The sequence below is a fragment of the Geobacter sp. PheSNFMC genome (assembly GCF_059620965.1).
The window spans coordinates 1-16,082 of record NZ_JCAMRN010000007.1 but is presented as its reverse complement, the minus strand read 5'-3'; the positions used below and the strand labels follow the sequence as shown (position 1 = coordinate 16,082).

Here is a 16,082-nt window from a genome sequence, read left to right as displayed (position 1 = left end):
TGAGGCCGGATGCGACCGTGGAGTCAGAACTCCCGTCGTATCCGGCCTCACCGTGGGTGCAGCCGAGTGTATCAGTTTTTGGATTTATCGACGATCTTGGACGAACCGATCCACGACATCATGGAGCGGAGCCGTGCGCCGACGTCCTCGATGGGATGCTCCATGCCCTTGCGGCGCAACGCATTGAAGGTCGGCGTGTTGGCCTTGTTCTCCAGCATCCACTCCTTTGCGAACTGTCCGCTCTGGATTTCCCAGAGGATCTGCTTCATTTCCTTCTTGGTCTCGTCGGTGATGACGCGGGGACCACGGGTCAGGTCACCGTACTCGGCAGTGTTGGAGATGGAATAGCGCATGTTGGCGATACCGCCCTCGTAGATCAGGTCCACGATGAGCTTGGTCTCGTGCAGGCACTCGAAGTAAGCCATCTCCGGAGAATAGCCCGCTTCCACCAGGGTTTCGAAGCCCGCCTGGATCAGGGCCGAAATCCCGCCGCACAGCACGGCCTGCTCACCGAACAGGTCGGTCTCGGTCTCTTCCTTGAAGGAGGTCTCGATGATGCCAGCGCGACCACCGCCGATGGCGGAAGCATAGGCCAGAGCCACATCGCGGGAGTTGCCGGACGGATCGTGGTGAATGGCGATAAGGCAGGGAACCCCGCCTCCTCTCGTGTATTCGTGACGCACCAGGTGACCGGGCCCCTTGGGAGCAGCCATGATGACGTTGATGTCCGGGCGCGGAGTGATCTGACCGAAATGGATATTGAAACCGTGCCCGAAAGCCAGATAGGCCCCCTGCTTCAGATAGGGGCCGACTTCCTCGCGGTAGACATCGCCCTGAATCTCGTCCGGCAGGAGAATCATAACCACGTCGGCACCCTTCACCGCATCCGCGGTGGGGAGAACCGTCAGTCCGGCGCCGGTGGCCTTGGCCACGGAGGGAGAGTCGGCCTTGAGGCCGACCACCACGTCGACACCCGAATCCTTCAGGTTATTGGCATGGGCGTGGCCCTGGGAGCCGTAGCCGATGACGGCAACCCTTTTCCCCTTGAGCACGCTCAGATTGCAGTCCTTGTCGTAATAAATCTTCATCACTTTCCTCCTTGTATTTGTTCGATCGACACCTGAAACGAACGGTGAATGTAATCGGCCCTACCCTTTCCACCCCTTGGCGCCGCGCCCGATGGCCGCCGGACCGGTTCTGACGAGCTCCTTGAGCCCCAGGGGGCGGAGCAGTTCAAGGATCGCATCGATCTTGGCCGGCGTTCCCGTGGCCTCGATGGTAAAGGAACGGGGGGTCACATCAATGATTTTGGATCTGAAAATATCGACGATCCGCAGCACTTCAGCCCGGGCATCGTCCTCGGCGGTCACCTTGATGAGCGCCATTTCCCGTTCAATCACTTCCCCGTCGGTAAAATCAATGACCTTGATGACATCGATGAGCTTGTTGAGCTGCTTGGTGATCTGCTCGAGAATCTGGTCGTCCCCCCGGGTGACGATGGTCATGCGGGAGATGGATTCGTCATTGGTGGGCGCAACCGAGAGTGAGTCGATATTGAAGCCGCGGCCGGAGAAGAGACCGGCCACGCGAGAGAGAACACCGAATTCGTTTTCCACCAGAACGGTGATCGTATGTCGCATGTATGAAGCCTCCTGAGGAATGGGAGAGCGGGTCGGGCGTCACCGACGACGACCGACCCGACTTGCACGATTAGGCGTTGAGCACCATTTCATTGAGAGAAGCCCCGGCAGGCACCATGGGGAGAACCTTTTCCTCCCGCGCGATCTTGAACTCCATGATAACCGGTCCGGGCGTCTCGAATGCCTTCTTGATGGTGCCTTCCACTTCGTCCACCTTGGTTGCCTGGAGGCCGGTCGCACCGAAGGCCTCTGCCAGCTTGATGAAGTCGATGGGCAGCTCCATGCAGGTCTGGGAGTAGCGGCGGTCGAAGAACAATTCCTGCCACTGCCGGACCATGCCGAGGAAATTGTTGTTGAGAATGCAGATCTTGACCGGCAACCGATTCTGGACCAGGGTCGCCAGTTCCTGCATGTTCATCTGAAAGCCGCCGTCACCGCATATGGCGATGACCTGGCGATCGGGATACGCAGCCTGAGCGCCCATGGCGGCAGGCAGTCCATAGCCCATGGTGCCGAGTCCGCCCGACGACAGGAGGGTCCGGGCCCTGGTGAAGGTGAAAAACTGGGCAGTCCACATCTGGTGCTGCCCCACGTCCGTGGCGATGATGGCGTCGGGCTCGGAAAGCTCCCGAAGCTTCTGGATAACGTACTGGGGTTTGATGACCGAGGTTGTCTGCTTGTAGGTCATGGGATGCTTCTGTTTCCATCCCTCGATCTCGGCCATCCAGGGTTCAATACCCGTGAGGAAGCGCTCCACCTTGTCCCCCTGCTCCTCCAGCACCTTGAGCATCTGGGACAGGACCTTCTTCACCTCGCCCACGATCGGAAGGTCGACCCGCACGTTCTTCCGGATGGACGTGGGGTCCACGTCCACATGGATGATCTTCGCGTGGGGGGCGAAGGTGGCGACCTTACCGGTTACGCGGTCGTCGAACCGGGCGCCCACGGCAAACAGCATATCGCAGTTGGTTACCGCCATGTTGGCGTAGTAAGTCCCGTGCATTCCCAGGAGTCGCAGAGCCTGATGATCATCCTCGGGAAAGGAGCCGAGCCCCATGAGGGTCGTGGTAACCGGCATATTGAGCCGTTTGGCGAAATCATACAGCTCGCCGGCTGCATCGCCGGAGATCACCCCCCCACCCACGTAGATCACCGGCTTCCTGGCCTCAAGCATGAGGGAGACGGCCTTTTCGATCTGTTTGGAATGCCCCTCCACCGTCGGCTTGTAGCTCCGCAACTCGATGGAGTCCGGGTAGTGAAACTCAGCGGTGGCGATCTGCACGTCCTTGGGAAGATCCACGAGGACCGGCCCCGGGCGGCCCGTGCGGGCGATATAGAATGCCTTCTTGATGATGGACGGGATATCTTTCACGTCCTTTACCAGGAAATTATGCTTGGTGCACGGCCGGGTGATGCCGACAATATCGACTTCCTGAAACGCATCGTTGCCGATAAGGGCCGTGGGTACCTGGCCGGTAATGACCACCACGGGGATGGAATCCATGTATGCGGTGGCAATGCCGGTGACGGTGTTGGTGGCACCGGGGCCGGACGTGGCGATGGCTACCCCCACCCGTCCGGTGGCACGTGCAAAACCGTCGGCCGCGTGGACGCCGGCCTGTTCGTGCCGGGGAAGAATGTGACGTATCTCCTTGAAAGAAAACAGCTCATCATAGATGTTGATTACCGTGCCGCCGGGGTAGCCGAACACGGTATCGACCCCTTCGAGCTTGAGGCATTCGAGTAATATTCTCGCTCCTGTCATTTTCATGCAAAGCCTCCTGCGGGCAAATGGAAAAAGTTTCAGTCGGCCGAGGTCACCGCACCGGTGTAGGCGGATGTCACCACCTTGGCGTAGCGGGCGAGCCAGCCGGTTTTGATCTTCGGCTCGGGCGCCGACCAGCGGGAACGACGCTCTTGCAGAACCGCCTCGTCAACGAGGAGTTCCAGCCGACGGTTGGGGATGTCGAGCAGGATGCGGTCACCCTCCTCCACGAGGGCAATGGGTCCGCCTTCAGCGGCCTCGGGAGAAACGTGCCCAATACAGGGACCGCGGGTGCCCCCGGAGAACCTGCCGTCGGTGATGAGCGCAACCGAGTCACCGAGACCGAGCCCCATGAGGGTCGCCGTGGGTGCCAGCATCTCCCGCATACCCGGTCCTCCCTTGGGACCCTCGTAGCGGATGACCACCACGTCGCCGGCAACGATACTGCCCCCCATGAGGGCCGCCATGGCCGCCTCTTCAGAATCGAAGCAACGGGCAGTCCCCTCGAATGTCATCATGGCATCCGAGACGCCGGACTGCTTGACCACGGCGCCCTTGGGCGCCAGGTTGCCGAAGAGGACGGCAATCCCCCCCTCCTTCTTCACCGGGTTCGACAGGGGACGAATGACTCGTTCGTCCACAGACTCCACGGTTGAAGCGAGCTGGAGGGTGGAGAGCCCCATGACCGTCGGGTTGTCGCGGACCAGGGAACCAAGCTGCCGGAGTACACCCATGACGCCGCCACCGGCGTCCAGATCCTCCATGAAGTACTCGCCCGCCGGATTCATCGAAGATATCTGGGGGGTTTCCTTGGCTAGCGTGTCGAATGTTTCCAGCGGCAGGTCAACTCCAGCCTCCCGGGCAATGGCCAGGAGATGGAGCACCGTATTGGATGAGCCGCCCAACGCAAGGTCCACGCGGATGGCATTCTCAAAAGCGTCACGGGTAAGGATCTGGCGCGGGGTGATATCGTTACGGACAAGATCGACGATCTTCTCCCCGGACGCAAAGGCGATGCGTCGCTTGAGGGCCGACACCGCCAGAGCCGTGCCGCAACGGGGGAGACTCATGCCCATGGTCTCGGTCAGAATCGCCATGGTATTGGCAGTGAAAAGCCCCTGACAGGATCCCATGCCGGGACAGGCATTGTCCTCGCAGACTCCGAGCTCACGCTCGTCGATGACCCCGGCCTTGTAGCGGGCCATGGCCTCGAAGGTATCGGTAACGAATGAATAACGGCGTCCTTCCGTACCGCGACCGGCCATCATCGGACCCGCGGTAACCACGATCGAAGGAATGTTGAGCCGTGCCGCCGCCATAAGCATGCCGGGCGTGATCTTGTCGCAATTGGTGAGCAGCACCAGGCCGTCGAGCCGATGAGCTTCAGCAACCGACTCCACCATATCGGCAATGAGTTCACGGGTGGGAAGCGAGTAGTGCATCCCCTTGTGTCCCATGGAGATGCCGTCGCAGACCCCGGGAATGCCGAAGAAAAAGGCGTATCCACCGCCCGAGTGGATGCCTTTTTCGATAAAGCGCTCCAGATCGCGCATCCCCACATGGCCGGGGATCAGGTCGGTGAAACTGGTGGCCACGCCGATGAACGGCTTGTCCATCTGGCTCTGGGGGACGCCGGTGCCCTTGATGAGAGCGCGGTGCGGCGTGCGTTCAATGCCCTTCTTTATGGTATCGCTGCGCATGGGAACTTACCTCGCGACTGGCAAAGTATGGACCGGCACCAACCACCCTCTGCGGAAGGGGAAGAATCTGACGTGGCCGGTAAGGTAAAGTGTGAACATAATACAACCGGGGGTGCGGTGTCAACTCCAATAAAATGGCGTTATACCGCCTTTTGGCACATCCTGGCGAGCTCCGCCTCGGAAGGTCTGATGTAGGTGGGATTGAGAAGCGGCAGCGGGACAGCGGCTCCTGTGCGCAGCAGTTCGCCCGCCAGGAGTGCTCCGGCTGAGGCTCGGGGCTGGTGACAGTGTGCAGGGGCGAAGAAAGCGCGATGTCCCAGGATCGACTCGATGGCTTCCCGGTACCGGATGGCCCCGTCTCCCACGAATATGGCCTCCCCTTCGATCGCCTCCAGGAAGCGTTCGGGCGGCGCAACGCAGTCGGCAATGATCGGCTCGGGAGCGGCCGTCACCCGGTAGAGCCCCCCGTACACCTCTTTTTTTCGAGCGTCGAACAGGGTGCAGACCGGCAACGAACTCCAGGGGAGGTTCAGGGCGAGCATGGCGAGGGACGAGAACCCAACGGCAGGCTTGCCGGTTGCCAGGGCCAGGCCCTTGACCGTGGCTACTCCGATCCGGACACCGGTGAACGATCCCGGCCCCAACGCCACGCCGAAACCGTCCAGTTCCTCCAACTCCATGCCGGTATCCCGCAGCAGAAGATCTACGGCTGCCAGCAGCCGCTCCGAAGGATGACGCTCGGCCTCCAGCAGGTATTCGCCCGCGCATCGGCCGTTGATGCTCAGTGCCGCACTGCACGTGGACGTGGAGGTGTCAACGGTGAGGATCTTCACGCTATCCCTGTCCCACGATGTAGCGGGCGATATCGTTGTAGAACGCCAACACCATCAGACCGATAAGAAGGGCAAGCCCGACCTGCTGAGCGATCTCGCGCGCTCTCATGCTGACCGGTTTGCGGAAGATCAGCTCCCACAGGTAGAAAATCAGGTGGCCGCCATCCAGAATCGGGATGGGAAGAAGGTTCAGGACGCCCAGGTTGATCGAGAGAAGCGCCATGAATGCCAGAAAGCTGACTCCTCCTGCTTCGGCCTGCTGGCCGGCCATCTTGGCGATCATGATCGGTCCGCCGATGGTATCGAGGGGGACGGCCCGCTCGATGATCTTCACCAGGGAAACGACCGTAAGCCGGATCACGTTGCCGGTCTGAACGGTTCCCCGCTGCAGGGCGTCGCCGACGGGATACGTGTCAATGACCGTTTCGCCCGAGGCAACCACGCCGATGACCGGGGTGGTGACGGTTTCACCGAGAAGGTTCTTGCCGGTCCGCGTTTCGGGCGTCACGCGGAAGGTCTTGATCTCTTCCCCCCTCTTCACCTCTATGACAAGGGGAGCGCCCTTTCCCGCGGATATCTCGGCCGCCATCTCCTCCCAGCGGGAGACAGCCTTGCCGTTAACGCCGGTAATGACGTCGCTTGCCATGATGCCCGCCTTGGCAGCGGGCTTGTCCTTGACGACCTCGCCGACCTTGGAGGTTACCGAGGGAACGCCGATCATGAAGATCGCAATGAACACGAGCCAGGCAAAGATCAGGTTGAAGCCCGGTCCGGCCACAACGATCCCGATTCGCTTGAGGGGAGGCTTTTCGGCAAAGGAACGGGCCTTGTCCTCGTCGGAAAGTTCACCTTCGACGCCTTCTCCCACCATCTTCACGTACCCGCCCAGGGGAAACGCGGAGATAAGGTACTCGGTTTCGCCCACCTTCCTCCCGATGAGCTTGGGACCGAAGCCGAGCGAGAACTTTTCGACCCCCACACCGAAGAGTTTGGCGAAAATGAAGTGCCCCAGTTCGTGAACGAAGATCAGTATGCCTAAAACGATGACGGCGGAGATGATGCTGACCATGGTCTCCTCTCGTGCTGCGGTTAGCGGCGGACAAGCCCCACGAGCTCGCGCGCCTTCTCTCGCGCCCAGCGGTCGGTGATGAGCACCTCCTCGATGGTGGAAAGGGTGTGCGATTCATGGGCGTCCATGGTTCGGGCGATAGTGGCGGCAATGTCGATGAATCCGATCGCCCCGGACAGAAAAGCCTCTACCGCCACTTCATTGGCGGCGTTCATGACCGCGGGCATGCTTTCCCCGGCGGCTAACGCGTCGTAGGCAAGCTTCAGGGCGGGGAAGCGGCGATAGTCCGGCTTGAAAAAGGTGAGCCCGGACAGAGTAGTGAGGTCAAGGGGATTCACCCCGGTGGGAACCCGCTCGGGATAGGTCAGCGCATAGGCGATGGGGGCCTTCATGTCGGGAACGCCCAACTGAGCCATGACGCAGCCGTCCACATACTCGACCATGGAATGGATGATGCTCTGGGGGTGAATGTTCACGTCGATCCGCTCCGCCGGCGTATCGAAGAGCCAGCGGGCCTCGATCACCTCCAGCCCCTTGTTCATCATGGTGGCCGAGTCGATGGTTATCTTGCGGCCCATGGACCAGTTGGGGTGGTTGAGGGCGTCGTCGATCGACACCCGGGAGAGCTGATCGAGCGGCAGGTTCAGGAAAGGCCCGCCCGAGGCGGTAAGGATGATCCGCAACACATCCTTGCGGCTCTGCCCCTCCATGGACTGGAACACGGCACTGTGCTCGCTGTCAACGGGATAGAGCCTGACATTCTTGTCCCGCACCAGATCCATGATAAGCCGGCCGGCCGTGACCAGGGTTTCCTTATTGGCAAGGGCCACATCCTTGCCGGCCCGTATGGCTGCGGCGGTCGGAACCAGCCCGGCGGCACCGACTATGGCGGCAACAACCATATGGGCATCCCCAGCCGTGGCTGCGGCGATAAGCCCTTCAACGCCATGATGGATCTCCGGCTTGCACCCCGACAGACTCCGGTCCAGTTCAACGGCCAGTTTTTCGCTCAGAACGCTGACCATTTGCGGCCGGAACGTCTCGATCTGCCGCTTCAGCATCTCAAGGTTGTTGCCGGCAGTAAGGGCAACGACACGGAAGCGGTCGGGATGGGCGGAGACGACTTCCAGCGTGCTGACCCCAATGGAGCCTGTTGATCCGAGTATGGTGATGTTTTTCATGGATACCCTGCCAAACCTATCGGTTCATGAACACGAAAAGAGCGTAGTAGTAGGCAGCCGGCACAGCAAACAGAATGCTGTCCAGCCGGTCGAGGATGCCGCCGTGACCGGGCACGATCGCCCCCGAATCCTTGACGCCGAAACTGCGCTTGAGCAACGACTCGAAGAGATCGCCGACCTGGCCGAGAACTCCCAGCAGGAGCGCCGTGGCAATGCAGTCAAGCACGGTCAGCCCGGGGAAAAAGGTAAGACGCGCCACAAAGGTTCCGGCAAGGCTGCCGAGTAATCCGCCGATCGCCCCCTCAACGCTCTTATTGGGGCTGACTGACGGATAGAGCTTGCGTCGGCCCAGATTGCTTCCCACATAGTACGCTGCCGTATCTCCGGACATGACGATAACGAGAACGAGGAAGATCCAGTCGACCCCGTCCGGAAGGGCACGCAACCATACCATGTGGGTCAGGAGCAGCGGCACGTAGAGAAACCCCGTCGCGAACAGGGCCGTTTCGGCAGCGGCTGCCCTGATATCGCGGAAGCTGAAGAGAACCCTGAGCGCGCATGCCAGGAAAACAACCGTCAGGACAAAAGCGAGCAGGGTTGCCGACGTGCGGAAAGGAACCATTTCAACGAGACGATCCTGGGCAGCCAGGACCGCCGGAACAAGCGCCCCGGCCAAGGAAGCCGCCACTCCCTCCACCCTGCGGTCAGGAAGAGCCATGCGGTAGTATTCGCCGAGTCCCAGGAACGTGAGGACAACAACGAACGAGGCAAAAAGGACATAGCTTGCCTTGAGGATGAACAGGATCAGCAGAGGGAGGGCAATAATCCCGGTAATGACGCGCTTAATGGCTAGCTCCTCGTGTTGATCTGATCGCTCGTGCGGCCAAAGCGCCGCTCGCGTGCCTGGTAGTCGCTTAACGCCCGGTACAGTTCCTGCGGCGTGAACTCGGGCCAGTTGACCGCGGAAAAGTAGAGCTCCGTATAGGCCAGTTGCCAGAGAAGGAAATTGCTGATCCTCATTTCTCCGCTCGTGCGGATGAGGAAATCGGGATCCGGGAGTCCGCCGGTGAACAGATACGAGGAAAAGGCGGTCTCATTAACCTCATCGGCCTTGAGCACGCCGGAAGCGATATCAGAGGCGATCCGCGCGGCTGCCGTCATGATCTCCTGGCGCGCGCCGTAGGAAAGTGCCAGGGTTAGGATCATGCCGGTATTGCCGCTGGTCCGGTCGATGGCCCCCTGAACGGCTTTGTTCACATCCGGCGGCAGTTCATCGCGGTTGCCGATGACGTTGAAGCGGATATTGTTCGCATCCATCCGCGCAGCCTCGGATGCTATGTACTTCTTCAGCAGAGCCATGAGCGCCTTGACCTCGGTCTTCGGCCGGAGCCAGTTCTCGGCTGAAAAGGCGAACAGAGTCAGATAACCGATACCGAGCCGGGAACACTCCTCAACAATGACCCTGACCGTCTCCACCCCCTTCTGGTGGCCGATGATCCGCGTGAGCATCCGTTCCTGAGCCCAGCGGCCGTTACCGTCCATGATAATGGCCAAGTGCCTGGGGAGTTTATCGGGTATGAGGCCGTGCATATCTTCACCAGAAACAAAAAATCCCCTTTAAACGGGGGGTTAAAGGGGATTAAACCATAAAAGCAGTATGGGCGCAAGGGAAAAAACGAAATGACGAGGTTGCGCCGCCATTGCCCGCGCCTCCTCACACCTCCATGACTTCCTTTTCCTTGTGCGCCAGGACCTCATCAACCTTGGCGACGTAGACGTTCGTCACATCCTGGACCTCTTTCTCGGCGCGTTTGAGGTCGTCCTCGGATATCTTCTTGTCCTTCTCCAGCTTTTTGAGGCCGTCAATGGCATCGCGACGGATGTTCCGGATGGCTATCTTGGCATCCTCGGCCGTCTTTTTGAGCGACTTCACGATTTCCTTGCGACGTTCCTCGGTGAGGGGAGGAAGGCTGATCCGGATGAGCTTGCCGTCGTTGGATGGTGTAAAACCGAGGTTGGCGTTCAGGATCGCCTTCTCAATGACCGAAATCATCTTTGCTTCCCACGGTTGGATGGTGATGGTCCGCGGCTCGGGCACGGCAAGGGTCGCCACCTGGTTGAGCGGAGAGGGATTGCCGTAGAAATCCACCCTGATCTCGTCAAGAAGACCGGTGTTGGCCCGACCGGTGCGAACCTTCTGGTATTCGCGACGCAACGATTCGACCGACTTCTCCATGTGTGACTTCATATCGTTGATGACGTCCTTTGTCATGTCATTCTCCTTTCACAATGGTGCCGATCTCTTCGCCGCACACCACTTTCTTGATATTGCCGTAGGTGGTGATATCGAACACGATGATGGGAAGATTATTGTCCATGCAGAGCGAGGTTGCCGTGGCATCCATGACCTGTAGCCCCTTCTTGAGCACCTCAAGGTAGGTAAGCCTGGGGTACTTCATAGCCGTCGGATCCTTCTTGGGGTCGGCCGAATAGACGCCGTCTACCTTGGTCCCCTTGAGAATGACGTCCGCCCCGATTTCCATGGCCCTCAGGCTTGCCGCCGTATCGGTCGTAAAATAGGGGTTGCCGGTGCCGGCGCCGAAGATGACGATCCGCCCCTTTTCCAGGTGGCGGATGGCCCGCCTCCTGATGTAGGGCTCCGCCACTTCCTGCATGGCAATGGCCGACTGGACCCGCGTGTCGACGCCGACCTTCTCCAGAGCATCCTGCATGGCCAGAGAGTTGATCATGGTCGCAAGCATGCCCATGTAGTCGGCGCTGGCACGGTCCATTCCCTTGGAAGAAGCGGCAAGCCCGCGGAAAATGTTGCCACCGCCGATCACCAGGGCCAGTTGGGAGCCGGTGGCCACAACTTCCTTGATCTCGGCAGCGATGGCGGTAATGGTCCGGGGATCAATGCCGTATCCCTGGTCTCCTGCCAGGGCTTCTCCGGAAAGCTTCAGCAGCACTCGTCGGTAATAGGGTGTACCCATGATGTTCTGTCCTCGTACACGCTGTTAAGGCGCCTGGCGGCGCGAACGCAAAAAAGGCCGGCCATGTTCCATGACCGGCCCGTGTGTCGTGCTACAGACCCGCTGCGGCGGCTACCTCCGCGGCAAAGTCGGTGTCCTTCTTTTCGAGCCCTTCACCCAGGACGAAGCGCGCGAAACGCCGAACCGAGATGTTCTCGCCGATGGAGGAGATGGTCTCGTTAAGGAACTGCTGAACGGTCTTGTCCGAATCCTTGACGAAATTCTGCTCCAGGAGGCATATCTCGGCGTAGAACTTGTTGACCTGCCCCTCGATGATCTTCTCGATAATATTTTCCGGCTTGCCCGTTTCACGGGCCTTGGCGCGATAAATCTCCTTCTCGCGCTCGAGAATCTCTGCGGGAACTTCCTCGCGACGCACGAACTGGGGGGAAGCGGCGGCGATGTGCATGGCGATGTCCTTCACGAACACCTGGAAATTATCGTTGCGCGCCACGAAATCGGTCTCGCAGTTTACCTCCACAAGGACCCCGATCTTGCCGCCGGCGTGAATGTAGGAACCAACGGCACCTTCGGTGGCTGCCCGGCCAGCCTTTTTCGAAGCGGCAGCAAGACCCTTTTTCCTGAGGTAATCAACTGCCTGCTCGATGTCGCCATTGGTTTCGGTGAGGGCCTTCTTGCAGTCCATGAGGCCGGCACCGGTGATTTTACGCAGTTCGTTGACCTGTGCAGCTGTAATGCTCACTGTATCCTCCCTGGTGAAGGGACGGACGCCGAAGCGCCGTCCCGATCAATATGCGATGTGATGAATCGGGCCGGATCAGGCCTCGGCGCCACTCTCTTCCGCCACGGCTTCCACAGCCTCCTCGTCACCGGTCTGAAGAGCGGCGTCCCGAGCCTGGGAACCCTCGATGACCGCATCGGCCATCTTGGAAGTGAGCAGACGGATGGCACGGATGGCGTCGTCGTTGCCGGGAATGACGTAGTCGATGGGATCAGGGTCGCAGTTGGTGTCGACCACGGCCACCACGGGAATACCGAGCTTCTTGGCCTCACTGATGGCGATGGTCTCATTCTTGGGATCGATCACGAAGAGCGCGCCGGGAAGCTTGCCCATCCCCTTGATGCCGCCGAGGATCTTTTCGAGCTTCTCACGCTCCTTTTCGATCTTCAGGGCTTCCTTCTTGGTGTACGCCTCAATGGAGCCGTCGGCGAACATGGCGTCCAGCCGCTTGAGGCGGTCGATGCTCTGCTTTACGGTGACGAAGTTGGTCAGCATGCCGCCGAGCCAGCGCTGGTTGACGAAATACATGCCGCAGCGGGCTGCTTCTTCGCCGATGGCGTCCTGTGCCTGCTTCTTGGTGCCCACGAAGAGCATGGTCTCGCCGGCCTGGGCATTCTCGCGAACGAAATTGTACGCATTCTTGAAGAGGCGTACGGTCTTCTGGAGGTCGATAATATAGATACCGTTACGCGCCCCGAAGATATAGGGCTTCATCTTCGGGTTCCATCTCTTGGTCTGGTGGCCGAAGTGAACGCCGGCCTCCAGAAGCTCCTTCATGGTGATGTTCGACATGCTTTCTCTCCTTTTCGGTTGTGCCTCCGCCTTCCTGCTGATGGCCGGAATCCGCTTGGGACACCGCCGGCCCGATGGAAGGCGTGCGTGATTTGAACAGCAAATCCATATACCATAGAGCACCCCGCTTTCGCAACACCAAAGATTGGCGCCGCCATGCTCTTATATTTACATGCCGCACCCCTTCGTGTATCATGGCAGCCCAATGTCCCGACTCCTGTTTCGCTATATCTGCGCTGAAACCGCAGTCCCCTTTGCACTCGGCCTCACGGTATTCACCTTTGTCCTGCTGATGGGACGCCTCCTGAAGCTCGCCGAGATGGTTTTCGCCCGCGGAGTCCCGTTCCTCGACGTTGCCCGCCTTATCCTCTACATGCTCCCCTCATTCCTCCTGGTGGCGATTCCCATGGCATTTCTCCTGGCGGTGCTCCTGGCCATGGGACGGCTTTCGGCCGACAGCGAGGTGACCGCCATGAAGGCCAGCGGCATGAGCATCGGGACCATTGCCGTGCCGGTGATCGTCTTCGGGGTTATTACGTACGCCGTCACTACGTTTGTCTCGGTTTACGCGCTTCCCTGGGGCAATACCGCGTTCAAGAAGTTCCTCCACGGGGTCATAGAGACGCGCGCCGCCATGAGTATCACAGAAAAGGTCTTTAACGACGAATTCCCCGGCCTCGTGATCTACGTGGACGGCTTTGACCCCAAATCCGGACGGATCAGCGGCATCCTGATCCATGACGAGCGCAACCCCGACGAACCCTCGACCATCTTTGCCGCTTCCGGCCAGTTGGCAACCAACCCCGAGGAACGCATCGTTCGCCTGCGGCTGGATAACGGCGGCATTCATCGGGGCATAGGTACCGGCGGCTACCGTCTCGTGGAATTCACCAGCTACGACCTGAGCATTGCCCTGCAACAGGAGCAGAAAAAGGCTCGCCTCAACGAGGAGGATATGACCCTGGGCGAACTCCTCGCCCGTACGAAATCCCCCGAAGAACAGCCCAAGCTGGTCCGCGAGATGCACTTCGAGCTTCACAAGCGTTTTGCCCTTCCCTTCGCCTGCGTGGTGTTTGCGATCATAGCCGTTCCCCTGGGTATCCAGAACCAGAGATCCGGGCGTGCCGGAGGTTTTGCCTCGGGCATCATCCTGCTCATGCTCTACTATATTCTCATGTCCGCCGGCAAAACCGTCAACGAGAAGGGAATCGCTCCGGCATTCGTTGCTGTCTGGATCCCCAATGCACTGTTCCTGGGCCTGGGGATATTTCTCCTGAAACGGGCGGCCCTCGACCGGGCAATCCCGCTGGCGGGGTACGTGACAACGGCCCTGGCATGGGTACGGCACAGATTTGAGCGGAGGAAGACGTGACCATCCTGACCCGCTACATCGCCGGTGCCTACCTGAAAATTCTGGGGCTCTGCCTGGCGTCCTTCGTCGCCATTTACCTGGTCATCGACTTTCTGGAAAAAATCGGTCGGCTCCTCCGCTTCCAGCCCCGGTGGATCGATATCATCCAGTACTTCATCTGCAAGCTACCCGAGATCATCACCCAGGTCATCCCGCTGGCAGTGCTCATGTCCACGCTCCTCACCCTCGGCATGCTTTCCCGCAACAGCGAGATCGTCGCCATGCGCGGCTGCGGCGTGGGGCTCGGCAGAATCAGCGCGCCGCTCATCGTCATTGCCGCCGCGGTCAGCCTCATCACGATTTTTTCCAACGAATTCGTGCTGCCTTCCAGCTATCGACAGATGCGCTACGTGGACCAGGTGTTGATCCGCAAGCAGGGAACCAACACGTTTTTCCGCCAGAACAACATCTGGCACAAAGACGAGAGTGCGATCATGATGGCCAGGGTGTTTGACCCGGCCCAGCAGACGCTGCGGGGGATCACCCTCTGGCGTTTTTCGGACGGGATGCGCCCGGTCAGCAGGATCGATGCCGCCGAAGGGACGTGGGACGGTGCGAGGTGGACCTTCAAGACGGTGACGGTACGGGGGCTCGCCGGCCCTTCGGTGGAAACGAGAACGCTGGCCTCGCTCCCGGCGGAGCTCAACCTCAAGATTGAGGACCTTAAGGTGGTGGACAAGTATGCCGATAACATGGGCTTTTTCAAGCTGCGCGATTACGTGCGGAAACTGAAGGCGGGAGGATATGACACCACCCGCTACGAGGCCCAGATGCACTCGAAGATATCCCTTCCCTTCGCCTCGCTCATCATGGCGTTTCTGGGCATACCGTTCGCCCTGCGGGGAGGAAGGTCGAGCGGGGTCGCTCTGGGGATTACGGCGAGCATCGGCATCGGGTTCGCCTATTTCATAACCAACTCCATCCTCATTTCATTCGGCCAGACCGGCATCCTTCCGCCGCTGATCTCCGCATGGGCGGCGAACGTGCTCTTTGCCCTGTCGGGCATCTGGCTGGCAATGACCCTGGACCGTTGACACGACGCCGGGGCGTGGTCTACTTGGCACATCGGGACCGGGCACGATGGTCGTCCCGTCGAGGCGATGCGCGGAGGGAAAACCCATGATCCATCGAATGCTCGTACCGCTCCTGCTGGTAGCCGTTCTGGCGGCCGGCACCGCCGGAGGCGCCACCCGTCCGGCCAAACAGAAGCAAATTACTGCGGCCGCTGTCACCACAAAGGCACCGGAACCGGTGCCGGTCAACATCCTGAGCATCATTCCCGCCCAGGGCGAGCCCAACACGACCGTAACCCTCTCGGGGAGCGGATTCACCGCCGGCACCACGGCCTACCTCGGCAACACCGAGATCCCCGCGCGGGTTGTCGCTACGGACGTTCTCTCCTTCGAGATACCGCGCCTGCAACCCGGGCTCTACGCTCTTTTCGTCAAAAGAGGAGACGGCATCACGAGCCGCACCTACAACTTCTCTGTTCTCCCGCCAAAACCGGTCGTGGAAAGCATGTACCCCGAAACCGTGGACATGTGCTCCCCGGGGGGCGAGCGGTCCGTCACCATCACTGGCAGGAATTTTCAGGCCGAGAGCAGGGTCCTGTTCAACGGTGCAGTGGTGAAGAGCAGTTTCGGCTCATCCCAGACCCTCTCCTTCACCGTCCCTCCCGTCCAGGCGGGACTTCATCAGGTACAGGTAAAAAACGCCGAGGACACGGTTACCACTCCCGTCACCCTCGTGGTGCGCGGTACCCCGGAAATCTTCGGCGTGGTGCGCGGCGAGAGCTCGGTGAATTACTACAACCTGGTGATCGAGGGCAGGAACTTCCAGCCAGGGGCAACGCTGTCAATCGAGGAGAGCGGCCTGCAACTGGGGCTTAACGCGGGGGGGGGCAAACGCCTCAGGGCA

General features: G+C 60.0%; 16 protein-coding genes. 3 read left to right on the top strand and 13 right to left on the bottom strand.

Annotated elements, in window-relative coordinates; translation table 11 throughout:
• Nucleotides 1–71: 71 nt before the first annotated feature.
• From ilvC to rpsB, 13 genes are all read right to left on the bottom strand, one after another.
• Nucleotides 72–1,088 carry a ketol-acid reductoisomerase gene (gene ilvC, locus AC6CDK_RS02755; protein WP_039644257.1) on the bottom strand — a complete coding sequence of 339 codons (1,017 nt, stop codon included), beginning with the start codon at nt 1,086–1,088 and terminating at the stop codon, nt 72–74.
• Between the two features lie 60 nt (nt 1,089–1,148).
• Nucleotides 1,149–1,640: an acetolactate synthase small subunit gene (ilvN, locus tag AC6CDK_RS02750; RefSeq protein ID WP_010942555.1), complete on the bottom strand. Its 492-nt coding sequence runs from the start codon at nt 1,638–1,640 to the stop codon at nt 1,149–1,151.
• Between the two features lie 70 nt (nt 1,641–1,710).
• On the bottom strand, nt 1,711–3,411 hold the full coding sequence (gene ilvB / locus AC6CDK_RS02745; protein WP_192905010.1) for a biosynthetic-type acetolactate synthase large subunit: 1,701 nt from the start codon (nt 3,409–3,411) through the stop codon (nt 1,711–1,713).
• A 32-nt stretch (nt 3,412–3,443) separates the two neighbouring features.
• Nucleotides 3,444–5,105 carry a dihydroxy-acid dehydratase gene (gene ilvD, locus AC6CDK_RS02740; protein ID WP_192905011.1) on the bottom strand — a complete coding sequence of 554 codons (1,662 nt, stop codon included), beginning with the start codon at nt 5,103–5,105 and terminating at the stop codon, nt 3,444–3,446.
• A gap of 140 nt (nt 5,106–5,245) precedes the next feature.
• Nucleotides 5,246–5,938, bottom strand: a complete 693-nt coding sequence (gene tsaB / locus AC6CDK_RS02735; protein WP_039644248.1) for a tRNA (adenosine(37)-N6)-threonylcarbamoyltransferase complex dimerization subunit type 1 TsaB — start codon at nt 5,936–5,938, stop codon at nt 5,246–5,248.
• A 1-nt stretch (nt 5,939) separates the two neighbouring features.
• Nucleotides 5,940–7,007 carry an RIP metalloprotease RseP gene (gene rseP / locus AC6CDK_RS02730; protein WP_039644246.1) on the bottom strand — a complete coding sequence of 356 codons (1,068 nt, stop codon included), beginning with the start codon at nt 7,005–7,007 and terminating at the stop codon, nt 5,940–5,942.
• Between the two features lie 20 nt (nt 7,008–7,027).
• Nucleotides 7,028–8,188 (bottom strand): 1-deoxy-D-xylulose-5-phosphate reductoisomerase, encoded by a 1,161-nt coding sequence (locus AC6CDK_RS02725; protein WP_039644244.1) that lies wholly within the window; start codon nt 8,186–8,188, stop codon nt 7,028–7,030.
• Nucleotides 8,189–8,204: 16 nt separating this feature from the next.
• A complete protein-coding gene (locus tag AC6CDK_RS02720) occupies nt 8,205–9,035 on the bottom strand; it encodes a phosphatidate cytidylyltransferase (RefSeq protein WP_192905060.1) in 831 nt (276 codons plus the stop codon).
• Nucleotides 9,036–9,037: 2 nt separating this feature from the next.
• A complete protein-coding gene (gene uppS / locus AC6CDK_RS02715) occupies nt 9,038–9,778 on the bottom strand; it encodes an undecaprenyl pyrophosphate synthase (RefSeq protein WP_039644240.1) in 741 nt (246 codons plus the stop codon).
• Between the two features lie 124 nt (nt 9,779–9,902).
• Nucleotides 9,903–10,460, bottom strand: coding sequence for a ribosome recycling factor (gene frr, locus AC6CDK_RS02710; RefSeq protein ID WP_039644239.1), 558 nt, complete (start codon nt 10,458–10,460; stop codon nt 9,903–9,905).
• 1 nt (nt 10,461) lies between these two features.
• The gene (gene pyrH / locus AC6CDK_RS02705) at nt 10,462–11,181 is read right to left on the bottom strand and encodes a UMP kinase (RefSeq protein ID WP_039644237.1); all 720 of its coding nucleotides are present in this window, start codon (nt 11,179–11,181) and stop codon (nt 10,462–10,464) included.
• Nucleotides 11,182–11,272: 91 nt separating this feature from the next.
• Nucleotides 11,273–11,923 (bottom strand): translation elongation factor Ts, encoded by a 651-nt coding sequence (tsf, locus tag AC6CDK_RS02700; protein ID WP_039644235.1) that lies wholly within the window; start codon nt 11,921–11,923, stop codon nt 11,273–11,275.
• 75 nt (nt 11,924–11,998) lie between these two features.
• The gene (rpsB, locus tag AC6CDK_RS02695; protein WP_039644233.1) at nt 11,999–12,754 is read right to left on the bottom strand and encodes a 30S ribosomal protein S2; all 756 of its coding nucleotides are present in this window, start codon (nt 12,752–12,754) and stop codon (nt 11,999–12,001) included.
• 205 nt (nt 12,755–12,959) lie between these two features.
• Between rpsB and lptF the strand changes: the two genes are divergently transcribed.
• The 3 genes from lptF to AC6CDK_RS02680 all read left to right on the top strand — a co-directional run.
• On the top strand, nt 12,960–14,126 hold the full coding sequence (gene lptF / locus AC6CDK_RS02690) for an LPS export ABC transporter permease LptF (protein WP_039644231.1): 1,167 nt from the start codon (nt 12,960–12,962) through the stop codon (nt 14,124–14,126).
• A complete protein-coding gene (gene lptG / locus AC6CDK_RS02685) occupies nt 14,123–15,199 on the top strand; it encodes an LPS export ABC transporter permease LptG (RefSeq protein ID WP_039644229.1) in 1,077 nt (358 codons plus the stop codon). Before lptF ends, lptG begins: the two co-directional genes overlap by 4 nt.
• A gap of 85 nt (nt 15,200–15,284) precedes the next feature.
• Nucleotides 15,285–16,082, top strand: a 798-nt coding sequence (locus tag AC6CDK_RS02680; protein WP_496639706.1) for an IPT/TIG domain-containing protein, incomplete at its 3' end; no start/stop codon positions are given.